The organism is Pseudomonas sp. ANT_J12, assembly GCF_008370045.1.
In the GTDB taxonomy this organism is placed as follows: Bacteria; Pseudomonadota; Gammaproteobacteria; order Pseudomonadales; family Pseudomonadaceae; genus Aquipseudomonas.
This window is the reverse complement of sequence record NZ_VOBN01000001.1, coordinates 62,304-80,381: the sequence shown is the minus strand read 5'-3', so window position 1 is coordinate 80,381 and position 18,078 is coordinate 62,304. Positions and strand designations below refer to the sequence as shown.

18 protein-coding genes and 1 pseudogene are annotated in these 18,078 nt (G+C 59.6%); 4 read left to right on the top strand and 15 right to left on the bottom strand.

Going from position 1 to position 18,078, the window contains the following annotated elements; all coding sequences use genetic code 11:
• Nucleotides 1–24: 24 nt before the first annotated feature.
• From minE to minC, 3 genes are all read right to left on the bottom strand, one after another.
• Nucleotides 25–279: a cell division topological specificity factor MinE gene (gene minE, locus FQ192_RS00390; RefSeq protein WP_007898843.1), complete on the bottom strand. Its 255-nt coding sequence runs from the start codon at nt 277–279 to the stop codon at nt 25–27.
• Nucleotides 279–1,091 (bottom strand): septum site-determining protein MinD, encoded by an 813-nt coding sequence (gene minD, locus FQ192_RS00385; protein ID WP_054049606.1) that lies wholly within the window; start codon nt 1,089–1,091, stop codon nt 279–281. Before minD ends, minE begins: the two co-directional genes overlap by 1 nt.
• 201 nt (nt 1,092–1,292) lie before the next feature.
• Complete coding sequence (minC, locus tag FQ192_RS00380) at nt 1,293–2,030, bottom strand: septum site-determining protein MinC (RefSeq protein WP_149656903.1); 738 nt, start codon at nt 2,028–2,030, stop codon at nt 1,293–1,295.
• A gap of 118 nt (nt 2,031–2,148) precedes the next feature.
• Between minC and FQ192_RS00375 the strand changes: the two genes are divergently transcribed.
• A complete protein-coding gene (locus tag FQ192_RS00375; RefSeq protein ID WP_149656902.1) occupies nt 2,149–3,081 on the top strand; it encodes a lipid A biosynthesis lauroyl acyltransferase in 933 nt (310 codons plus the stop codon).
• A gap of 35 nt (nt 3,082–3,116) precedes the next feature.
• Nucleotides 3,117–4,290, top strand: a pseudogene (locus FQ192_RS00370) (patatin-like phospholipase family protein).
• Between the two features lie 206 nt (nt 4,291–4,496).
• On the opposite strand, the gene FQ192_RS00365 reads toward FQ192_RS00370, so the two are convergent.
• From FQ192_RS00365 to puuE, 7 genes are all read right to left on the bottom strand, one after another.
• On the bottom strand, nt 4,497–5,282 hold the full coding sequence (locus tag FQ192_RS00365) for an outer membrane protein OmpK (protein ID WP_149656901.1): 786 nt from the start codon (nt 5,280–5,282) through the stop codon (nt 4,497–4,499).
• Nucleotides 5,283–5,781: 499 nt separating this feature from the next.
• Nucleotides 5,782–7,140 (bottom strand): nucleobase:cation symporter-2 family protein, encoded by a 1,359-nt coding sequence (locus FQ192_RS00360; protein ID WP_149656900.1) that lies wholly within the window; start codon nt 7,138–7,140, stop codon nt 5,782–5,784.
• A gap of 138 nt (nt 7,141–7,278) precedes the next feature.
• Complete coding sequence (locus FQ192_RS00355) at nt 7,279–8,580, bottom strand: urate hydroxylase PuuD (RefSeq protein WP_149656899.1); 1,302 nt, start codon at nt 8,578–8,580, stop codon at nt 7,279–7,281.
• A 50-nt stretch (nt 8,581–8,630) separates the two neighbouring features.
• Nucleotides 8,631–9,134: an ureidoglycolate lyase gene (locus FQ192_RS00350; protein ID WP_010456681.1), complete on the bottom strand. Its 504-nt coding sequence runs from the start codon at nt 9,132–9,134 to the stop codon at nt 8,631–8,633.
• Between the two features lie 143 nt (nt 9,135–9,277).
• Complete coding sequence (alc, locus tag FQ192_RS00345; protein ID WP_149656898.1) at nt 9,278–10,273, bottom strand: allantoicase; 996 nt, start codon at nt 10,271–10,273, stop codon at nt 9,278–9,280.
• Nucleotides 10,274–10,363: 90 nt separating this feature from the next.
• Entirely contained in the window at nt 10,364–10,879 is a 516-nt protein-coding gene (gene uraD / locus FQ192_RS00340; RefSeq protein ID WP_149656897.1) for a 2-oxo-4-hydroxy-4-carboxy-5-ureidoimidazoline decarboxylase, read from the bottom strand.
• Nucleotides 10,876–11,802 carry an allantoinase PuuE gene (puuE, locus tag FQ192_RS00335; protein ID WP_054048713.1) on the bottom strand — a complete coding sequence of 309 codons (927 nt, stop codon included), beginning with the start codon at nt 11,800–11,802 and terminating at the stop codon, nt 10,876–10,878. The genes uraD and puuE overlap by 4 nt, the downstream gene beginning before the upstream one ends.
• 420 nt (nt 11,803–12,222) lie before the next feature.
• Here puuE and uraH point away from each other — a divergent pair, with 420 nt between their 5' ends.
• Nucleotides 12,223–12,576 carry a hydroxyisourate hydrolase gene (gene uraH / locus FQ192_RS00330; protein ID WP_010456673.1) on the top strand — a complete coding sequence of 118 codons (354 nt, stop codon included), beginning with the start codon at nt 12,223–12,225 and terminating at the stop codon, nt 12,574–12,576.
• Nucleotides 12,577–12,777: 201 nt separating this feature from the next.
• Here uraH and FQ192_RS00325 read toward each other — a convergent pair whose 3' ends face one another.
• From FQ192_RS00325 to FQ192_RS00315, 3 genes are all read right to left on the bottom strand, one after another.
• Nucleotides 12,778–13,404 carry a LysE family translocator gene (locus FQ192_RS00325; protein WP_054048710.1) on the bottom strand — a complete coding sequence of 209 codons (627 nt, stop codon included), beginning with the start codon at nt 13,402–13,404 and terminating at the stop codon, nt 12,778–12,780.
• Between the two features lie 64 nt (nt 13,405–13,468).
• Nucleotides 13,469–14,818: an NCS2 family permease gene (locus FQ192_RS00320; RefSeq protein ID WP_149656896.1), complete on the bottom strand. Its 1,350-nt coding sequence runs from the start codon at nt 14,816–14,818 to the stop codon at nt 13,469–13,471.
• A gap of 338 nt (nt 14,819–15,156) precedes the next feature.
• A complete protein-coding gene (locus tag FQ192_RS00315; RefSeq protein WP_149656895.1) occupies nt 15,157–15,603 on the bottom strand; it encodes a MarR family winged helix-turn-helix transcriptional regulator in 447 nt (148 codons plus the stop codon).
• Nucleotides 15,604–15,684: 81 nt separating this feature from the next.
• On the opposite strand from FQ192_RS00315, the gene FQ192_RS00310 reads away from it, so the two are divergent.
• Complete coding sequence (locus FQ192_RS00310) at nt 15,685–16,851, top strand: PLP-dependent aminotransferase family protein (RefSeq protein ID WP_149656894.1); 1,167 nt, start codon at nt 15,685–15,687, stop codon at nt 16,849–16,851.
• Nucleotides 16,852–17,037: 186 nt separating this feature from the next.
• On the opposite strand, the gene FQ192_RS00305 is transcribed toward FQ192_RS00310, so the two are convergent.
• A complete protein-coding gene (locus FQ192_RS00305) occupies nt 17,038–17,409 on the bottom strand; it encodes a glutathione S-transferase N-terminal domain-containing protein (protein WP_149656893.1) in 372 nt (123 codons plus the stop codon).
• A gap of 104 nt (nt 17,410–17,513) precedes the next feature.
• Nucleotides 17,514–18,059: a GTP cyclohydrolase I FolE gene (folE, locus tag FQ192_RS00300; RefSeq protein ID WP_003204506.1), complete on the bottom strand. Its 546-nt coding sequence runs from the start codon at nt 18,057–18,059 to the stop codon at nt 17,514–17,516.
• Nucleotides 18,060–18,078 lie beyond the last annotated feature (19 nt).

The window sequence follows — 18,078 nt, the reverse complement described above, 5'->3', positions numbered from 1 at the left end:
CCGCCGTGGCTCCCGCCGGATCGACTAGCGATCTGGCAGGGTGATATTGAGTTCCAGAATCGAGCAGCTACCCTGGTTTTCCAGGGCGACGTGCACGTCATCGGACCCGATATTGACGTACTTGCGGATCACTTCCACCAGTTCCTTCTGCAAGGCTGGCAGGTAGTCCGGGGTACTGCGCTGGCCGCGTTCATGCGCCACGATGATCTGTAGACGCTCTTTCGCTACCGACGCGGTACTAACCTTTTTACTGGCACGAAAGAAGTCAAAAAGATTCATTATTTACCTCCAAACAGGCGCTCGAAGAAGCCTTTCTTCGTCACATCGAGGAAACGATGTTCCTTTTCTTTGCCAAGGAGGCGGTCGACCGCATCGCCGTATGCCTGACCGGCATCGCTCTGGTCGTCGAGAATCACGGGCACACCGGAGTTGGAGGCTTTCAGTACGGCCTGGGATTCCGGGATGACGCCCAGCAGGGTCACGGCCAGAATCTCTTTGACGTCTTCAACACCGAGCATTTCGCCGTCGCTGACGCGTTGCGGGTTGTAGCGGGTCAACAGCAGGTGTTCCTTGATCGGGTCTTCACCCCGTTCGGCGCGACGGGACTTGCTGGCCAGCAGGCCCAGCATGCGGTCCGAGTCACGTACCGAGGAGACTTCCGGGTTGGTCACGATGATCGCTTCATCAGCGAAGTACATGGCCAGGTGAGCACCTTTCTCGATGCCGGCCGGGGAGTCGCAGACCACGAAATCGAAGTCTTCTTTCAGCGCCATCAGAACCTTTTCCACGCCTTCGACGGTCAGCGCGTCTTTATCGCGGGTCTGACTGGCGGCCAGTACGTAGAGGTTTTCCAGGCGCTTGTCTTTGATCAGGGCTTGTTGCAGGTTGGCTTCGCCGTTGACCACGTTGACGAAGTCATACACCACGCGACGTTCACAACCCATGATCAGGTCGAGGTTACGCAAACCGACGTCGAAGTCGACGATCACTGTTTTGTGGCCGCGCAGAGCGAGGCCGGTACCGATAGCGGCGCTGGTGGTGGTCTTACCCACACCACCCTTGCCGGATGTAACCACGAGAATCTTGGCCAAGGTGTTTCACCCCTAAGGAAAAAGGACTTTTAGCCCCTGAAAAACATCTCTTGAAAAACTACTGCAGTCGGACAGCCTTGGCTGGAATCCGGTCCTGGGCGGTATTTACCGGCGGTAAACACTGCTTTTGGCCTTTTTCCTACTTCGTTTGAGCCGTTTTCGCTACGTTTTAGAGATGCTTGGAAAATGCGGCAGTATCCGTTAAAGCCGAATGATGTTCAACACGTCGCCCGACAGGCTGACTTGTACGCCCGAGCCCCACAACGGATCGCGCCGCAGGTCCTCGGAAACCTTGTAATGACCAGCGATGGAGAGCAGTTCGGCGCTCATCTGCTGGCAGAAAATCCGCGCTTTCGTGTCGCCCTTGACCCCGGCCAGTGCACGACCGCGCATCGGGCCGTATACATGGATGTTCCCATCGGCGAGAAGTTCCGCCCCCGGGCTGACCGACGAAACGATGACCAGATCGCCACCCTGGGCATAGATCTGTTGGCCACCACGTACTGGCGAAGTGATTACCTTGGTCGGTTTAATCGTCGGTTCCGGTGGTTTTTCCGGTTTTTTCACCACGACGCCTTCGTTCGGGTCCAGCGGCCGCTCACGGGCACCGGACGGCGGCAGCACCGGCAGGTCGACGGCGATGGCGGCGGCGATGTCCTCGATGCGGCTGGCGCGGATCGCCAGGGTGCGCAGGCCATGGGAACGGCACACGCGCATCAGGCCCGGCAAATCGACGGCGCCTTCGCTGGCCGGGAGTTTGTCCAGGGCCAGCACCAGCGGCGCATTGCTGAAGAAATTCGGCGCCTGGGCAACCTTGGCGGCCAGTTGTCGATCGAGGTTCTCGAGGTCGTTACGGGCCAGTTCCAGCACCGTAATGGCGAGCATGCTGCCCTTCAACTGGAACACAGGATCTTGGTCTAGCGGTTCGGTTTGGCTCATGGTCGGCATACAACGGCTTGTCACTAAAAGTGCCGAGACTTATAACGAGAACGCCCGCAGGCCGCAAGCCGGGTCGAACGATGTAGAATGCGCGGCCATCGTCTTTCCGGAAGCTTTAATGGATCGCCCGCGTTTTCGTCCCGCCTTTCTTTCTCCACGTTTCTGGCCGCTGTGGTGCGGGCTGGGGCTGTTGTGGCTGATTGTCCAGTTGCCGTATCCGGCGTTGCTGCGAGTCGGCCGCCTCCTGGGTGCCTTGATGTACCGGGCGGCCGGCGACCGACGGCGCATCGCCAAGCGCAATCTTGAGCTGTGTTTCCCGCAAAAGTCCGCCGAGGAGCGCAAGCGCCTGCTCAAGGAAAACTTCGCCTCCACCGGCATCGCTTTCTTCGAAATGGCCATGAGTTGGTGGTGGTCGCGCCAGCGTCTGGCCAAACTGGCCCATGTCGAAGGCCTGGAGCATCTGAAAAAAGCCCAACGCGACGGCAAGGGCGTGATTCTGATGGCTGTGCATTTCACCACGCTGGAAATCGGCGCGGCATTGCTCGGTCAGCAGCACACCATTGATGGCATGTACCGCGAACACAAGAATCCATTGTTCGACTACATCCAGCGGCGCGGCCGCGAGCGGCACAACCTCGATTCGCTGGCGGTAGAACGCGACGACGTGCGCGGCATGCTCAAGTTGCTGCGGGCGGGCCGGGCGATCTGGTACGCACCGGATCAGGACTACGGCGCCAAGCAAAGTATCTTCGTGCCGCTGTTCGGGATTCAGGCGGCGACCGTCACGGCCACCAGCAAATTCGCGCGGTTGGGCAAGGCGCTGGTGGTGCCGTTCACCCAGGAGCGACTGGCGGACGGCAGTGGTTATCGCTTGGTGATCCATGCGCCGCTCGAAGGTTTCCCCGGCGAGACCGAAGAGGCCGATTGCCTGCGCATCAATCAATGGGTCGAAGGCGCCTTGCGCGATTGCCCGGAGCAATACCTCTGGGCCCATCGCCGCTTCAAGAGCCGTCCGCCCGGCGAGCCGAAACTCTACGCAAAACGCGGTTGAACCACCGATCCCCTTAAGCACCATGGAGTGTTGCGATGCGCCCAGCTGAACCGGTTACAGGGTTGATTCTTTCCGGCGGCGGGGCTCGAGCGGCGTATCAGGTGGGCGTGCTGGCGGCGATTGCCGAATTGCTGCCGCCGGGCGCGGACAATCCGTTCCCGGTGATCGTCGGCACCTCGGCCGGGGCGATCAACGCCGTCAGCCTGGCCAGCGGGGCGATGGACTTTCGCGGCGCCATCGAGCGCCTGACCGCGTTCTGGCAAGGCTTCCGCAGTCATCTGGTGTTGCGCAGCGACTGGCCCGGCGTGATCCACCAGGCCAGCCGCTTTGTCAGCCACAGTTTGCTCGGCATCGGCGCCCAGGTGCCGGTGGCATTGCTCAACAGTTCGCCGCTGCGTGGCTTGCTCAACGACAAACTGCAAATGAACGGCATCGCCGAGGCCATCGCGCAGAAGCAGTTGCAAGCGGTGGCGGTGACTGCATTCGGATTACGAATCCGGCCAGGCAGTGACGTTCTATCAGGGCGGCGGCACCATCGATGCCTGGTTGCGCCATCGGCGGATCGGCGTGCCGACCCAATTGACCGTTGAACACTTGCTGGCCAGCTCGGCGATTCCGTTGTTGTTCGCCCCGGTGAAGATCGGCGAAGAGTTTTTCGGCGATGGCGCGGTGCGCCAGTCGGCACCGATCAGCCCGGCCCTGCACCTGGGAGCGAGCAGGGTGCTGGTGGTGGGTGTCAGCGGCAACCCGCGCGGGGTCGACCCGGAACAACCGTTGCAACGGGCCTACACCGGCCAGCAGCCGACCCTGGCGCAGATTGGCGGGCACATGCTCAACAGCACGTTCATTGACAGCCTGGAAAGCGATATCGAGCTGTTGCAGCGTCTGAATCAGTTCAGCCACTTGATGCCCGATGGCACGCCGACCCGTGCCCTGGGCGTGGCACCGGTGGAAGTACTGGTGATTTCGCCGAGCCAGCCAATCGACGAGATTGCCGCGCGGCATCGCCAGGAATTGCCGGCAGCGTTGCGCCTGTTCCTGCGCGGACCGGGTGCGACCAAGACCAGCGGGGCGGGGGTGTTGAGTTATCTGCTGTTCGAGGCGGGGTATTGCAGCGAGTTGATTGATCTCGGGCGGCGGGATGCGTTGGCCAAGCGCGATGAGTTGTGCCGGTTTTTGGGGTTGGCGGAGCCGGTGATCGCCGCTTGAGATTGGCGGTGTGGCTATCGCGAGCAAGCTTTGCTCCTACGGATTTTATGTCGTTCACATAATCCCCGAACGACACAAAACCTGTAGGAGCGAGGCTTGCCCGCGAAGACGTCCTCCCGGACACCACAAAACAAAAGACCACAACCCCCACCCACCCCGGATGCGCACGTGGCGGATAGCAGCTGCGGTCTCTTGTCTTCAGCTCATCAGAAGTGGAACTTCACCAGGAAGCTCGTCACGTTCTGGTTGGTGGTAAACGCGTTGGTGTCATCAATCCCGTACTTGTTCTTCCAGTAGTCGTATTCCACACCGACGTACAACTGCTTCTCGCCGAAATTCAGCGCCTTGCCCAGGTCGTATTTGACCTGCGGGTTGAAGTGCAGGTTGGCGTGGTATTCGCCACGGGCGTTTTTGTCGTTGTCGACCACCCAGTCCATGTAGCCATCGATCAGGATGTTCGAGTCACCGACCGGGATGGTGTAGGACCAGACGGGGGTGATCTGCCAGACGTTGTTGCCTGGACGATCGCCATCAGGATGGCGCTGGTAGAAGTTCAGCTGGAAGTAGTCGAAACCGGGAATCGCCAGGTCGAAACCCGGGCCGATCAGGTAAGACTCGGAATCACCTTCGCCGAACTCGTAAGTCATCGCCAGCAAGACGTCTTTGATCGGGCCGAATTCGATCTTCTGGTCCAGGACTTTGCCCAACGAAATGCGGGGCTGGAACTCACCGTAGTAGGTGTTCGGGCCGTTGTTGAAGTCCTTGTCACCGTTGTAGAAGATCTTGTCGATGAACAGGAAGTTATCCCCATATTTCCAGGCATCGGCGTGCTCGAAAGTGACGGTTTGCTGAATGTGCGGGTTGACCTTGAAGTCCTTGCCATACAGGTAGGTCAGGCTGTTGTTCTGCCATTGCAGCAGGTCGCCGGCCATCGCTTGGCCCCCGGCCAGCAAGGATCCCGCGAGCATCAGGCTGGTGCACGTACGTTTCATTCGGTTGCTCCCAAAAAGTAGGTGGTTCCACGTTTTTTTTCTTAGGTCGGCGCTCTGGTGTGGCGCCTTTCTTTGCAGCTTTGAAAATTCATCCATTCGGTCAGCTTTGTTGCTGTTAGCAAGAGCTGAGCCAAGGCTTTCGAAAAGCCAAAAAACTCCCGTTCGGCTGTTCGAAAACAGTCGATTACGGGAGATTTTTGAATGCCTTGCTACCGTCCAGTGCCGGGGTAAGTTGGCTTTCTGGTCAGGAATTAAATCCGGGCTTTTTTTTAGACCGGATTCGGGCGGCCGCGGAGAATACTGACTCCTTGGCCAGGTCTCAAGTGCCCCGCAACAGCGCACCGACGACAGGTTTGGGGCACGGTTGGCGGCGGGTGGCCTGGCGTCGCAAAACGACAGACTTGAGGGGGTAAAAACCATCTGGTGCTTCCTCTTGTTTTTATTGTTGAGGCGCAGGCAGTTGCTGGCTGCCACAGGGCAGCCAGGTCGCAGGTTTCGATCAGTGCGGGTGGGCGGCGCAGTCGTTGATGGCTGCGCGCTCTTTACCGCCGAGAATGTTGAACAGCAGGTTCAGGGACAGGGCACTCAAGGTCGCCATGGCGATGCCGCTGTGGGTGATCGGGCTCATCCACATCGGCAGGTGCGCGAAGAACTCCGGACGCACCACCGGGATCAGGCCCATGCCGATGCTCACCGCCACCAGCAACTGATTGCGCCGGTCGCCGATGTCGGCTTCTTGCAGGATTTTGATCCCGGTCGCCGCGACCATGCCGAACATCGCAATCGCCGCGCCGCCGAGGACCGCCGGGGGAATCGACGCCACCAGGAACGCCGCTTTCGGCACCAGGCTGAGCATCACCAGCAAGCCACCGGCGACGATGGTCACCGAGCGGCAGCGCACGCCGGTCATCTGCACCAGGCCGATGTTCTGGGCGAAGGAGGAGTGGGTGAAGGTGTTGAAGAATCCGGCGAAGAACGAGGCCGCGGCGTCACACAGCAGGCCGCGACGCAGCATCCGTGGGCAGACTTCGCGGTCGGTGATCTTGCCCAGGGCGAGGAACATCCCGGTGGACTCGACGAAGATAATCACCACCACCAGGCACATGGACAGGATCGGTGCGAGTTCAAATTTGGGCATGCCGAAATGCAGCGGCGTGACGATCTGCACCCACGGCGCCTGGGCCATGCCGCTGAGGTCGACCATGCCGATCACGCCGCAGAGTACGTAGCCCAGGCACATGCCGATCAGCACGGAAATATTGACCCAGAACCCGCGCATAAAGCGGTGGACCAGCAGAATCGTGGCCAGCACCAGTGCGGCGATGGCCAGGTAAATAGGCGAGCCGAATTGAGCGGCGCCGGCACCGCCACCGGCCCAGTTCACGGCCACGGGGAACAGCGACAAACCGATCGAGGTGATGACCGTGCCGGTCACCAGCGGCGGGAAGAAACGCACGACTTTGGACATGAACGGCGCGATGAGCATGCCGAAGAACCCGGCGGCGATGGTCGCACCGAAGATCCCCTGCAAGCCGATCCCGGGCATGCCGGCCATGGCCACCATGCTGCCGACCGCAGCGAAACTGGCGCCCATCATCACCGGCATGCGAATGCCCATCGGGCCGATGCCGAGGGATTGCACGATGGTGGCGATGCCGGCCACCAGCAGGTCGGCGTTGATCAGGAAGGCGATTTCTTCACGACTCAGGCCAGCGGCCTGTCCGATGATCAGCGGCACCGCGATGGCACCGCCGTACATCAGCAGAACATGTTGCAGACCGACCAGGATCAGTTGCAAAAGGGGCAAACGCTGAATGGCGGGTGCGTCGGGGATGCGCGCTTCGGATAGCTCGGACATGCAACACCTCGGATCTTTTTTATTCTTGTGATTTTTGTATCAGGTGACCGCGGCGCGGCCGTTCGCGGGCAAGTCTTGCTCCTACAGGTCAGCGTGGACCTTGTAGGAGCGAGGCTTGCCCGCGAAGCTTTTCAGCGATTAATTGGTCTGGGCTCCCTGAACAATCCACGCACCAATCAGGTCACGTTCCTGTTGGGTCATCTGTGTGATGTTGCCCAGTGGCATGATCTGGCTGGCGACGGCTTGCGCCTGGATCCGCGGGGCCAATTGCTGGATTTGTTGCGGGGTATCGAACATCACGCCGGCCGGGGCTGCACTGAACAGCGGGCTGGTGGGTTTGGCCGAATGACACACGGCGCAGCGTTCCTGAATCACGCTGTGCACCTTGTCGAACGCCGGGCCCTGGTTCGATGCTTGCGCCGGTGCGGCGGCTGGAGCTGCAGGTTTCGCCGCTTCAGGTTTGAGGCCTCCACCGACGGCGGTTTCCGGCAACGGTTGGTACTCGATGGTGCCAGGGGCCTTGGCCACTTCCGGTGCGCTCGGCATTTGCGCCGGGCCCGTCACGTAGGCCAGGCTGATCATGCCGACGGCTGCGACCGGCAGGGTCCAGGCAAACTTGTGGCTGTCGTGGCGGGTGTTGAAGTAGTGACGCACCAACACCGCCAGCACCGCGATCCCGGCCAGGATCAGCCAGTTGTATTGGCTGCCGAAGGTGCTCGGGAAGTGGTTGCTGATCATGATGAACAGCACCGGCAAGGTGAAGTAGTTGTTATGACGCGAACGCAGCAAGCCTTTGGCCGGCAGCGCCGGATCGGGCGTGCGGTTCTCGGCAATCGCCGCCACCAGTGCCCGTTGCGCCGGCATGATGATGCGGAACACGTTACCGACCATGATGGTGCCGATGATCGCGCCGACGTGCAGGTACGCACCACGACCGCTGAACACTTTGCTGAAGCCGTAGGCCGCCGCAATGATCAAAACGAACAGGATGCCGCCGAGCAGGGCAGGGCGTTTGCCCAGGGCCGAGTCGCAGAGGAAGGAGTAGATGAACCAGCCGATGAACAGCGAGCCGATACCGATGGCCACGCCTTCAGGACCGCTCAGGGTGCTGCCCGGGGCCAGCAGATAGAGTGTCGGGTTGGAGTAGAACACCACGCACAGCAGCGCGATCCCCGACATCCAGGTGAAGTAGGCTTCCCATTTGAACCAGTGCAGGTTGTCCGGCATGGTCGGTGGAGCCAGTTTGTATTTTTCCAGGTGATAGATACCGCCGCCGTGGATCGCCCACAGATCGCCTGCCAGACCACTTTTCGGGTTGACCCGATTGAGGTTGTTTTCCAGCCAGACGAAATAGAACGACGCACCGATCCAGGCCACGCCAGTAATCATGTGAACCCAGCGCACGCTCAGGTTCAGCCATTCCAACAGATGTGCTTCCACAGTCTTTACCTCTCGCCTGTCACTCTGTTGTCGAGTGATCAGACCTTCTCTTATTGGTGGGGGGCAAGGATCAACCGCTCATCCTCTTTGAAAAAATGCTCATCGCAGTTATTGCCTGTGCCACTGCGATCAACCACCAGGAAGTCATCCCGCTTTTCGATCGTCAGCACCGGATGGTGCCAAACGCCGCGATGGTAATTAATGCCCTGCCTGCCGTTGGTGACGAAGGCGCGGACCAAGCCTGATACAGGTTCATCGCCAAGTGGCGCGACCACGATCAGAAAGGGGTTGCCGAGCAGCGGAATGAAAGCCTGGCTGCCCAGCGGGTGACGCTCCAGCATGCTGACGGTCAGCGGCATGTCCTGCGCGTCGGCGCGGAAGATGCTGATGATCGCGTTGTCTTCTGGCGTGGCGGTTTGCACCGTCGCCAGTTTATGAAAGCGCATGGTCGAACCGTTGTTGATCATGAAGTGATCGCTGCCGTCGGTTTCGATCACATCACCGAAAGGGGCGAAAGCTTCTTTGGTCAGCGGTTCAATCGTCAGTGTGCGCATGCTGGTCTTCTTTTCGTTGAGTTCTGTTGATCGTTCCCACGCTCTGCGTGGGAATGCAGCCGGTGACGCTCTGCGTCACATCCAAAGCGGACGCGGAGCGTCCGGTGATGCATTCCCACGCAGAGCGTGGGAACGATCGGGTGTTATTTAGCGACCTTGCCCAATACGCGCAGGCGACTCACGCCCCCATCCGGGAACACATTGAGGCGGATGTGGGTGATCGGCCCCAGGGCCTTGATCTGCTCGGCGAAGGCGTGTTCGGCGTGCATTTCCAGTTTCTGCGCCGGCAGCAGTTCGCGCCAGAACAGCGATTGGGTTTCGATCTGGCTGTCGGTACCGCCCTTCACGAATGCACCTTGAATGGAGCAGGTGTCCGGGTAGTTGCCCTTGAAGTGCAGGGTGTCGACGATGACTTTCTCGACTTCGCCGGCATGACCCAGCGCCACGATCACCCAGTCATTGCCCGGTGTGCGACGACGTGCGGTTTCCCAGCCATCGCCCATGTTGATGCCACGGCCCGGGTTGAGGATGTTGCTCATGCGACCGAAATGTTCGTCGGAGCAGGCGAGTGCGCGGCCACCGTTGAGGGCTGCGGCCAGGTCGATCTGCTCGTTGTCGCCCACCGCCGACCAGTCACGGTGCGGCACACCGTACACACGCAGACGCGCTACGCCGCCATCCGGGTAGATGTTGAAGCGCAGGTGGCTGAAGGCCTGGTCGTTGTTGATTTCGTGGTAGTGGTGGCTGTTGCCTTGCAGCTCGACGGCCGACAGCACTTCAACCCACTGGGTGTTTTCGGTCGGCTCGCCTTCAGCCAGGAAACAGGCTTCCAGGGACGCCGACGGCGGGTAGTTACCGGTGAAGAATGAAGTGTCGATGTCCACGCCTTTGATCGAACCCGCGACACCCAGGCGAATCACTGCGCTGTCATAGCCTTCGAAGCGTTTGCGGCGCGATTCCCAGCCGTCCATCCACTTGCCGTTGTCATCGAACACGCCTTCTTTCCACACGGCCGGGGTCGGCTGGAACAGGCGGTTGGCATCAGCGAACCAGTCATCGGTGACCGAGATGATTTTGGTGCCCAGGCGGGCGTCGGCCAGGTTGACGAACTTCTCGAAAGGTACGGCGTAAGCTTTCATTCTTCTTGTCTGCCTTTAATTAGTTGGCTTGGGATGCTCTCGGGGCCCTGGGAAACGCAAGCGTTCATGAGGTTTCTCGGGCCAGGATCGCTATAGGGTCAGTAATCGGAACAGGGCGATCTTGTTGATCTCCGCCAGCGCGCATTTGAACTCGGTGTCTTCCGTGTTGTGAATGCGCGTTTCGAACGCCGCGAGGATCTGATGCCGGTTGCTGCCTTTTACCGCCATGATGAAGGGAAACTTGAACTTGGCTTTGTAGGCGTCGTTCAGCTCGGTGAAGCGCTGGAACTCTTCGGCCGTGCATTGGTGAATCCCGGCGCCAGCTTGTTCATTGGTGCTGGCTTCGGTCAGTTCGCCCTGGACGGCCGCACGGCCGGCCAGGTCGGGGTGAGCGTTGATCAGGGCCAGTTGGCTGGCGTGATCGGCGCTCAACAGAATGTCGCTCATGCGCTGGTGCAGGGTTTCGATCTCGTCGATCGAAGCGTCCTGGCCCAGGTCGAAGGCCTTCTCGGCCACCCATGGCGAATGTTCGTAGATGTCGGCGAACGCGGCGACAAACGCGTCGCGGCTCAGGCTCGATGGTTTGACGGTTTGAAAGGTGCTCATTTCGCAGCCCCTTGGTACGGGTGGGTTTCGTGCCAGTGGCGAGCGATGTCGACGCGACGGCTGAACCACACCTGTTCATGACTTTTAGCGTATTCGATAAAGCGCTTGAGCGAGGCCAGACGCGCCGGACGGCCAATCAGGCGGCAGTGCAAACCGATCGATAACATTTTTGGCGCCTCGGCCCCTTCGGCGTACAGCACGTCGAACGCATCTTTGAGGTATTCGAAGAAATCGTCGCCCTTGTTGAAACCCTGGACCTGGGTGAAACGCATGTCGTTAGTGTCCAGGGTGTACGGGATCACCAGGTGCGGCTTGCCGGTCGGGTTGTTGGGTTCCCAGTAGGGCAGGTCGTCGTCGTAGGTGTCGCAGTCGTAGAGGAAACCACCTTCTTCCATCACCAGCCGGCGGGTGTTCGGGCCGGTGCGGCCGGTGTACCAGCCCAACGGGCGTTCGCCGGTGAGTTCGGTGAGGATGCGGATCGCTTCGAGCATGTGCTCGCGTTCCTGGGCTTCGTCCATGTACTGGTAGTCGATCCAGCGATAGCCGTGGCTGCAGATTTCGTGGCCGGCTTCGACCATGGCACGGATCACGTCCGGGTGGCGCTGGGCGGCCATGGCGACGGCGAAGATGGTCAGCGGGATGTCGAATTCCTTGAACAGTTTAAGCACCCGCCACACGCCGGCGCGGCTGCCATACTCGTAAAGGGATTCCATGCTCATGTTGCGCGCGCCTTGCAGCGGCTGCGCCGAGACCATTTCCGAAAGGAAGGCTTCGGATTCTTTATCGCCATGCAGGATATTGCGCTCGCCACCTTCCTCGTAATTGAGCACGAAGGACAGGGCGATGCGGGCATTGCCCGGCCAGTGTGGGTGCGGAGGGTTACTGCCGTAACCAACCAGGTCGCGTGGGTAGTCAGCGCTCACTGCAGTCTTCCTTCTTGTTCGTGTCGACTTATTCAAGGTCAGAGTTGTGTGGCAGCCTGGTGTGGCGTCACAGCGATGGGCTGATTGTATACAACTTTATATTCAATTTGTAAGCCTGATTTTTTGCATTTTTCACTGACTGTCATGAATGGGTGTTACTGCAAGAAACCTGCCTGACTGGTCAGCTAATGGATAAGAGGTCCGCTGCACGCATGGTTCGTGGTCAGATTCGCCGGGAAACCTTGTGTGGCGGTGGTGGCGATAAAAATGTCGTTTTTATTGTGTACAATTTTTTTGAAAAGTGTCTTAATCAGTCGCTCGCCGCAGCTTTTCGTGCTCCGAAACGGTGCGGTCTCCTTTTCAACTGACTTCGGGAGGCGCGAGGCCTGACTGCTGTATGCAGGCAGGCGCGCAGAATCAATGGGACGTTTGACTACACACGTTTTGGACGCTGCACACGGTTGCCCGGGCAGCTCGATCAAGGTCGAGTTGTACCGCGTTGAAGGCTCGCAGCTGGAATTGGTCGCCAGCGCGATCACCAACAGCGATGGCCGTGTCGATGCACCGTTGCTGCAAGGCGATGACTACCGTTCCGGGGTCTATCAGGTTCAGTTTCATGCGGGCGATTACTACCGCGCCCGTGGCGTTCAGTTGCCGGAGCCGGCGTTCCTCGACGTGGTGGTGCTGCGGTTCGGCATCTCTGCGGAACAGGATCACTACCACGTGCCGCTGCTGATTTCGCCGTACAGCTATTCGACCTACAGAGGAAGCTAGACTCCCCCAAGAATCTGCGCATAAAGCTTCTTTGGTCTTTTGCCCGCCCACACTGCGGGCTTTTTTTTGTCCCGGAAAATGTGGTGTGGCGGATGACGCCTTCGCGGGCAAGCCTCGCTTCTACAGATGTTGTGCCGTCCGCAATGCCGGTGAACGACACAAACCCTGTAGGAGCGAGGCTTGCCCGCGAAGCTTTTGCCCTTAACGGCTCAACAACGACGCCGCCCCCGCACCACTGAACAACCCCGCGCTGATCCGGTTAAACCAACTCTGTCCTTTACCCGTGCGCAGATACCGAGCCGCGCCATGGGCGCCCAGCCCATACGCCAACTTGCACAGCAGATCGAGCACGGTCCAGGTCGCAATCATCACCAGCAGCTGCGGCAAAAACGGCTGCTCGGCACTCAAGAACTGTGGCAGGAAAGCGGCGAAGAACAGAATGTCCTTCGGATTGCTCGCGCCCAACACAAACGCGCGCCCGAACAGGGCACGAAAGCGCGGTACCGGCGCAGCCTGGGGCACTTCAGCGCCCACCGATGGCTGGCGCGATTGCTGCCAGCTCTGCCAGGCGAGGTAGAACAGGTACAGCGCGCCGACGATCTTCAGCGCGCTGAACAGCTGTTCCGATGCCAGCAGCAGGGCGCCCAGGCCCAGCGCCGAGGCACTGAGCAGACAAATCGAAGCAATCACGCCACCGAGAAACGCCGGGTACGACCGGCGCAAACCGTAGTTCAAACTGTTGCTGATCATCAGCAAAGACAATGGCCCCGGGATCAGGATCACCACCAGCGCAGCGCCGCTGAACAGCAGCCAGGTTTCCAGACTCATCACTTTCCTCCTAATGTGCAAAAGCCCCACCCGACGGGGTGAGGCTGTTTGAAGCTATGACGGGTTACAAGAAAATGAACTTGGCGATGAAGATCGCGCAGAGCACCCACAGGCTGATGGAAATTTCCTTGTACTTACCGGTGCCGGCCTTCAGCACCACGTAAGTGATAAAGCCCAGCGCGATGCCGTCGGCGACCGAGAAGGTCAGCGGCATCATGATCGCGGTGACGATCGCCGGGATGCTGTCGGTCGCTTCATCCCATTCGATGTGAGCCATGCCGCTCATCATCAGCATCGCCACATAAATCAGTGCACCGGCGGTGGCATAAGCCGGAATCATGCCAGCCAGCGGTGCGAAGAACATCGCGGCAATAAATAGCACACCTACGGTCACAGCGGTAAGACCAGTCCGACCACCCGCAGCGACACCCGCGGCACTTTCTACATAGCTGGTGACCGGCGGAACACCGACCATCGCCCCGAAAACGCTGGAGGCGCTGTCGGCTTTCATGGCGCGGGAGAGGTTTTCGATGCGGCCGTCCGCGTTCACCAGATTGGCGCGCTGAGCGACACCCATCAAGGTGCCGGCGGTGTCGAACATGTGCACGAAAAGGAACGCCAGCACCACGCTGATCATGCTGACGTTGAACACACCGGCGATGTTCATGGCCATCCAGGTCGGGGCCAGGCTCGGCGGGGCGGACATGATGCCTTCGTAATGGACGAGGCCCAGGCCCCAGCCGGCGGCGGTCACGGTGATGATGCTGATGAGGATCGCGCCGAACACCTTGTGGTAACTGAGCACGGCGATCATCAAAAAGCAGATGGCGGCCAGCAGCGGGCCGGGTTCGCGCAGGGAACCGAGCTTGATCAGGGTGGCCGGGCTGGCAACGATGATGCCGGCAGTTTTCAGGCCTATGATCCCCAGGAACAGCCCGACACCCGCGCCCATGGCGTAGCGCAGGCTCACGGGAATACTGTTGAGCAGCCATTCGCGGATCTTGGAAAAGGTCAGGATCATGAACAGCACACCGGAGACAAACACCGCACCGAGGGCGGTTTCCCAGTTGTAGCCCATGGTGCCGACCACGGTGTAGGTGAAGAACGCGTTCAGGCCCATGCCCGGCGCCAGGCCGACCGGCCAGTTGGCGTACAGGCCCATCAACAGGCAACCGAGCGCGGCGGCGATGCAGGTGGCGACAAACGCGGCACCGTGATCGATGCCAGCGTCAGCCATGATGTTCGGGTTGACGAAGATGATGTAAGCCATCGTGATGAAGGTTGTCAGACCGGCAATCAGCTCGGTCTTCACCGTGGTGCCATGCAAGCTGAGTTTGAAGAGGCGTTCCAGCCAGCCATTGCGTAATGGCGGCGAGAGGTCCAGCGTCGGGGCTTCGGATTTGCGGCTTTCCACAGCGAATACTCCTCAAGAGTTTTATTTTTATTTCCAGGGCCGGACCCATGAGGGTGGCAGCGGCCCTTTGAGGCACTTGCGAATTTGTTGACCGCTTGGTCAGGAACTCGCACGAAGTGGATTATGCTTTTGTATACAAATAAAGCAAATAATGTTTTTGATTTTGTAGACGAAAGTTTTGGAGATAGGGATATATCGCCTGCGGTGACGCCTTTGAGTGATCGTTCCCACGCTCTGCGTGGGAATGCCGCCATGGACGCTCCGCGTCCGCTGTTGGGGGCGACGCAGAGCGTCGCGGGATGCATTACCACGCAGAGCGTGGGAACGATCAGTTATGTTCAGTCCGCGAGCGCTTGGGTTTGCCCCAACGCTTTGTTCACCGCCAACCATCCATTCACCGCCGTCTCCCCAGCTTCGGTGAACACCCGCTCCAGCAGTTTCACCTGCTCACGCCGCAGCGACTGCTCAAACTTCGCGCCATCCTCAGTCAGCTCAAGCAGCCGTTTACGCTTGTCCATCTCTGACGCCACGCTGTTGACCAAATGCATTTCCAGCAACTGACGCAGCGGAATGTTCAGCGCCTGCTTGCTCACGCCGAGCAACGCCAGCAATTCCTTCACGCTCAGGTTCGGATAACGGGCGATGAAAAACACGATGCGTTGATGCACTCGGCTCAAGCCACGACGCTCAAGCATTTCGTCGGCCTTGGCGGTGAACGCCTGGTAGCCGAAGAAAAACGCTTCCATGGCGTGTTGCTGAGTTGTGGGGTTTTTAAGGTCAAGCATATTGACGTATCCGCTCAAGCTGTCGTAATTTCGGTCAATCAGTTTGACTCATTTTCTTCTAGCCTCGCTACCGGTGACCCCATGGCTTTTTCCGAACGTGTCTCGCGCCTTAAAAGTTCTTTGATCCGAGAAATCCTCGCCGCCGCCCAGCGCCCAGAGGTGATGTCGTTCGCTGGCGGCTTGCCGGCCGAAGCCATGCTGCCGAAGGTCGAGTGGGCCGACATGCCGTTGTCCATGGGCCAATACGGCATGAGCGAAGGCGAGCCGGCACTGCGTGAAGCCCTGGCGGCCGAAGCGCGGGCGTTGGGCGTACCGTGTGAGGCGAGCCAGGTGTTGGTGGTCAGCGGCTCCCAGCAAACCCTCGATCTGGCGGCTAAGCTCTATATCGACAAAGGCACCGAGATCCTGCTGGAAGCGCCGACCTATCTCGCGGCGTTGCAGATTTTCCAGCTGTTCGGCGCCGACTGCATCACCGTGCCGCTGGAGGCCGATGGGCCCGACCTTGCACAAATGCGCGCGCGCCTGCAAAAACATCGTCCGGCGTTTATTTACCTGATCCCGACTTTCCAGAACCCATCGGCCGTGCGCTACAGCGAAGCCAAGCGCGATGCGGTGGCGGCGCTGCTCGATGAGTTTGGCGTGACGCTGATCGAAGACGAGCCCTACCGCGAACTGACCTTCGACGGCGCCAGCGCCACGCCAATCGTCAGTCGCTTGAAAACCGCCAGTTGGATCTACACCGGCACCGTATCGAAAACCCTGCTGCCGGGCCTGCGGGTTGGTTATCTGATCGCCAGTCCGGACCTGTTTCCGCACTTGTTGCGGCTCAAGCAATCGGCGGACCTGCACACCAATCGGGTAGGGCAGTGGCAGGCGCTGCAATGGATCGGCACCGAGAAATTCCAGCAGCATCTGAGTGAGCTGCGGGATTTCTATCGGATGCGTCGGGATGCCTTCCAGTCGGCACTGAAAACACATTTTTCCGATCTGGCGGATTGGAACATGCCGCAAGGCGGGCTGTTTTTCTGGCTGACGCTCAAGCAACCGCTGGATACCCGCACGTTGCTCAAGACGGCCTTGGCAGCGGACGTGGCGTTTATGCCGGGCGAACCGTTCTTCCCTGATCCGGATAACAATCCCGGCCATTTGCGGCTGAATTTTAGTCACATCGACCCGGCGCGGCTGGAAGAAGGCCTCAAGCGGTTGGCTGCGGTGGTGAGGCAGGCCCAAGCGGCAAAGGCAGCCTGAAGTTATAAAAAAACCGGCTTGAGGGCCGGTTTATTTTTATCTGGGATTTGCGGTGGCAGGGCGGGCCTCATCGCGGGCAAGCCTTGCTCCTACAGGTTGGGAGTGATCGCAAAATGTGAGCAGCGCCATCAGTCCGTAGGAGCAAGGCTTGCCCGCGATGGCGTCCGCAAAAACGCCACTGAAAAATCAGGCCGCAGCGAAGCGCTTATCCAGATAATCAATAATCACCTTGGACTCATACATCCAGGTGGTCTGCCCATTCTCTTCAATGCGCAGGCACGGCACCTTGATCTTGCCGCCGTGATCCAGCAACGCCTGGCGATCCTGCTCGTTGTTCTTCGCATCGCGCAGCGCCACCGGTACGTTCAAGCGGCGCAGGGTGCGGCGGGTCTTCACGCAGAACGGGCAGGCGTGGAACTGATACAGGGTCAGGCCCTTGGCGGCGTTGTTGACCTGGGCCTGGACCTCGGCCGGGCGCTGCTTTTTGCCCGGGCGGGTGATGAAGTCGATGAAGATGATCAGTTGGCCAAGGCCGACACGAAGCGCTTTTACGAACACGTTGAAAGCCTCACGGTGGGAATCAAGAAAGGCGCGCAGCTTACCTGATTTTTCACAGGCGAAAAAAAACCGGCGATGAATGCCGGTTTTCTTAGTGCTGCGGATTACTTGATCAGGCTGAGAAACTCGCTGCGGGTGGCGGCGTTTTCCCGGAACTCACCGAGCATCACCGAGGTGATCATCGAGGAATTCTGCTTCTCGACACCGCGCATCATCATGCACATGTGCTTGGCCTCGATCACCACCGCAACGCCCAGGGCGCCGGTGACTTGCTGGACCGCGTCGGCGATCTGGCGGCTGAGGTTTTCCTGGATTTGCAGGCGACGCGCATACATATCGACGATCCGCGCGACTTTCGACAGCCCCAAGACCTTGCCGCTCGGGATGTAGGCGACGTGGGCCTTGCCGATGAACGGCAGCAGGTGGTGTTCGCACAACGAGTAGAGCTCGATGTCCTTGACCAGCACCATTTCGCTGTTGTCGGAGCTGAACAAGGCACCGTTGGTGACTTCTTCCAGTGTCTGTTCATAACCGCGGCAAAGGTACTGCATGGCTTTGGCGGCACGCTTTGGCGTGTCGAGCAGGCCCTCGCGGGACACGTCCTCGCCCAATTGACCGAGAATCGCGGTGTAATTCTGTTCCAGGGACATGAAACTACCTGTGGGATTT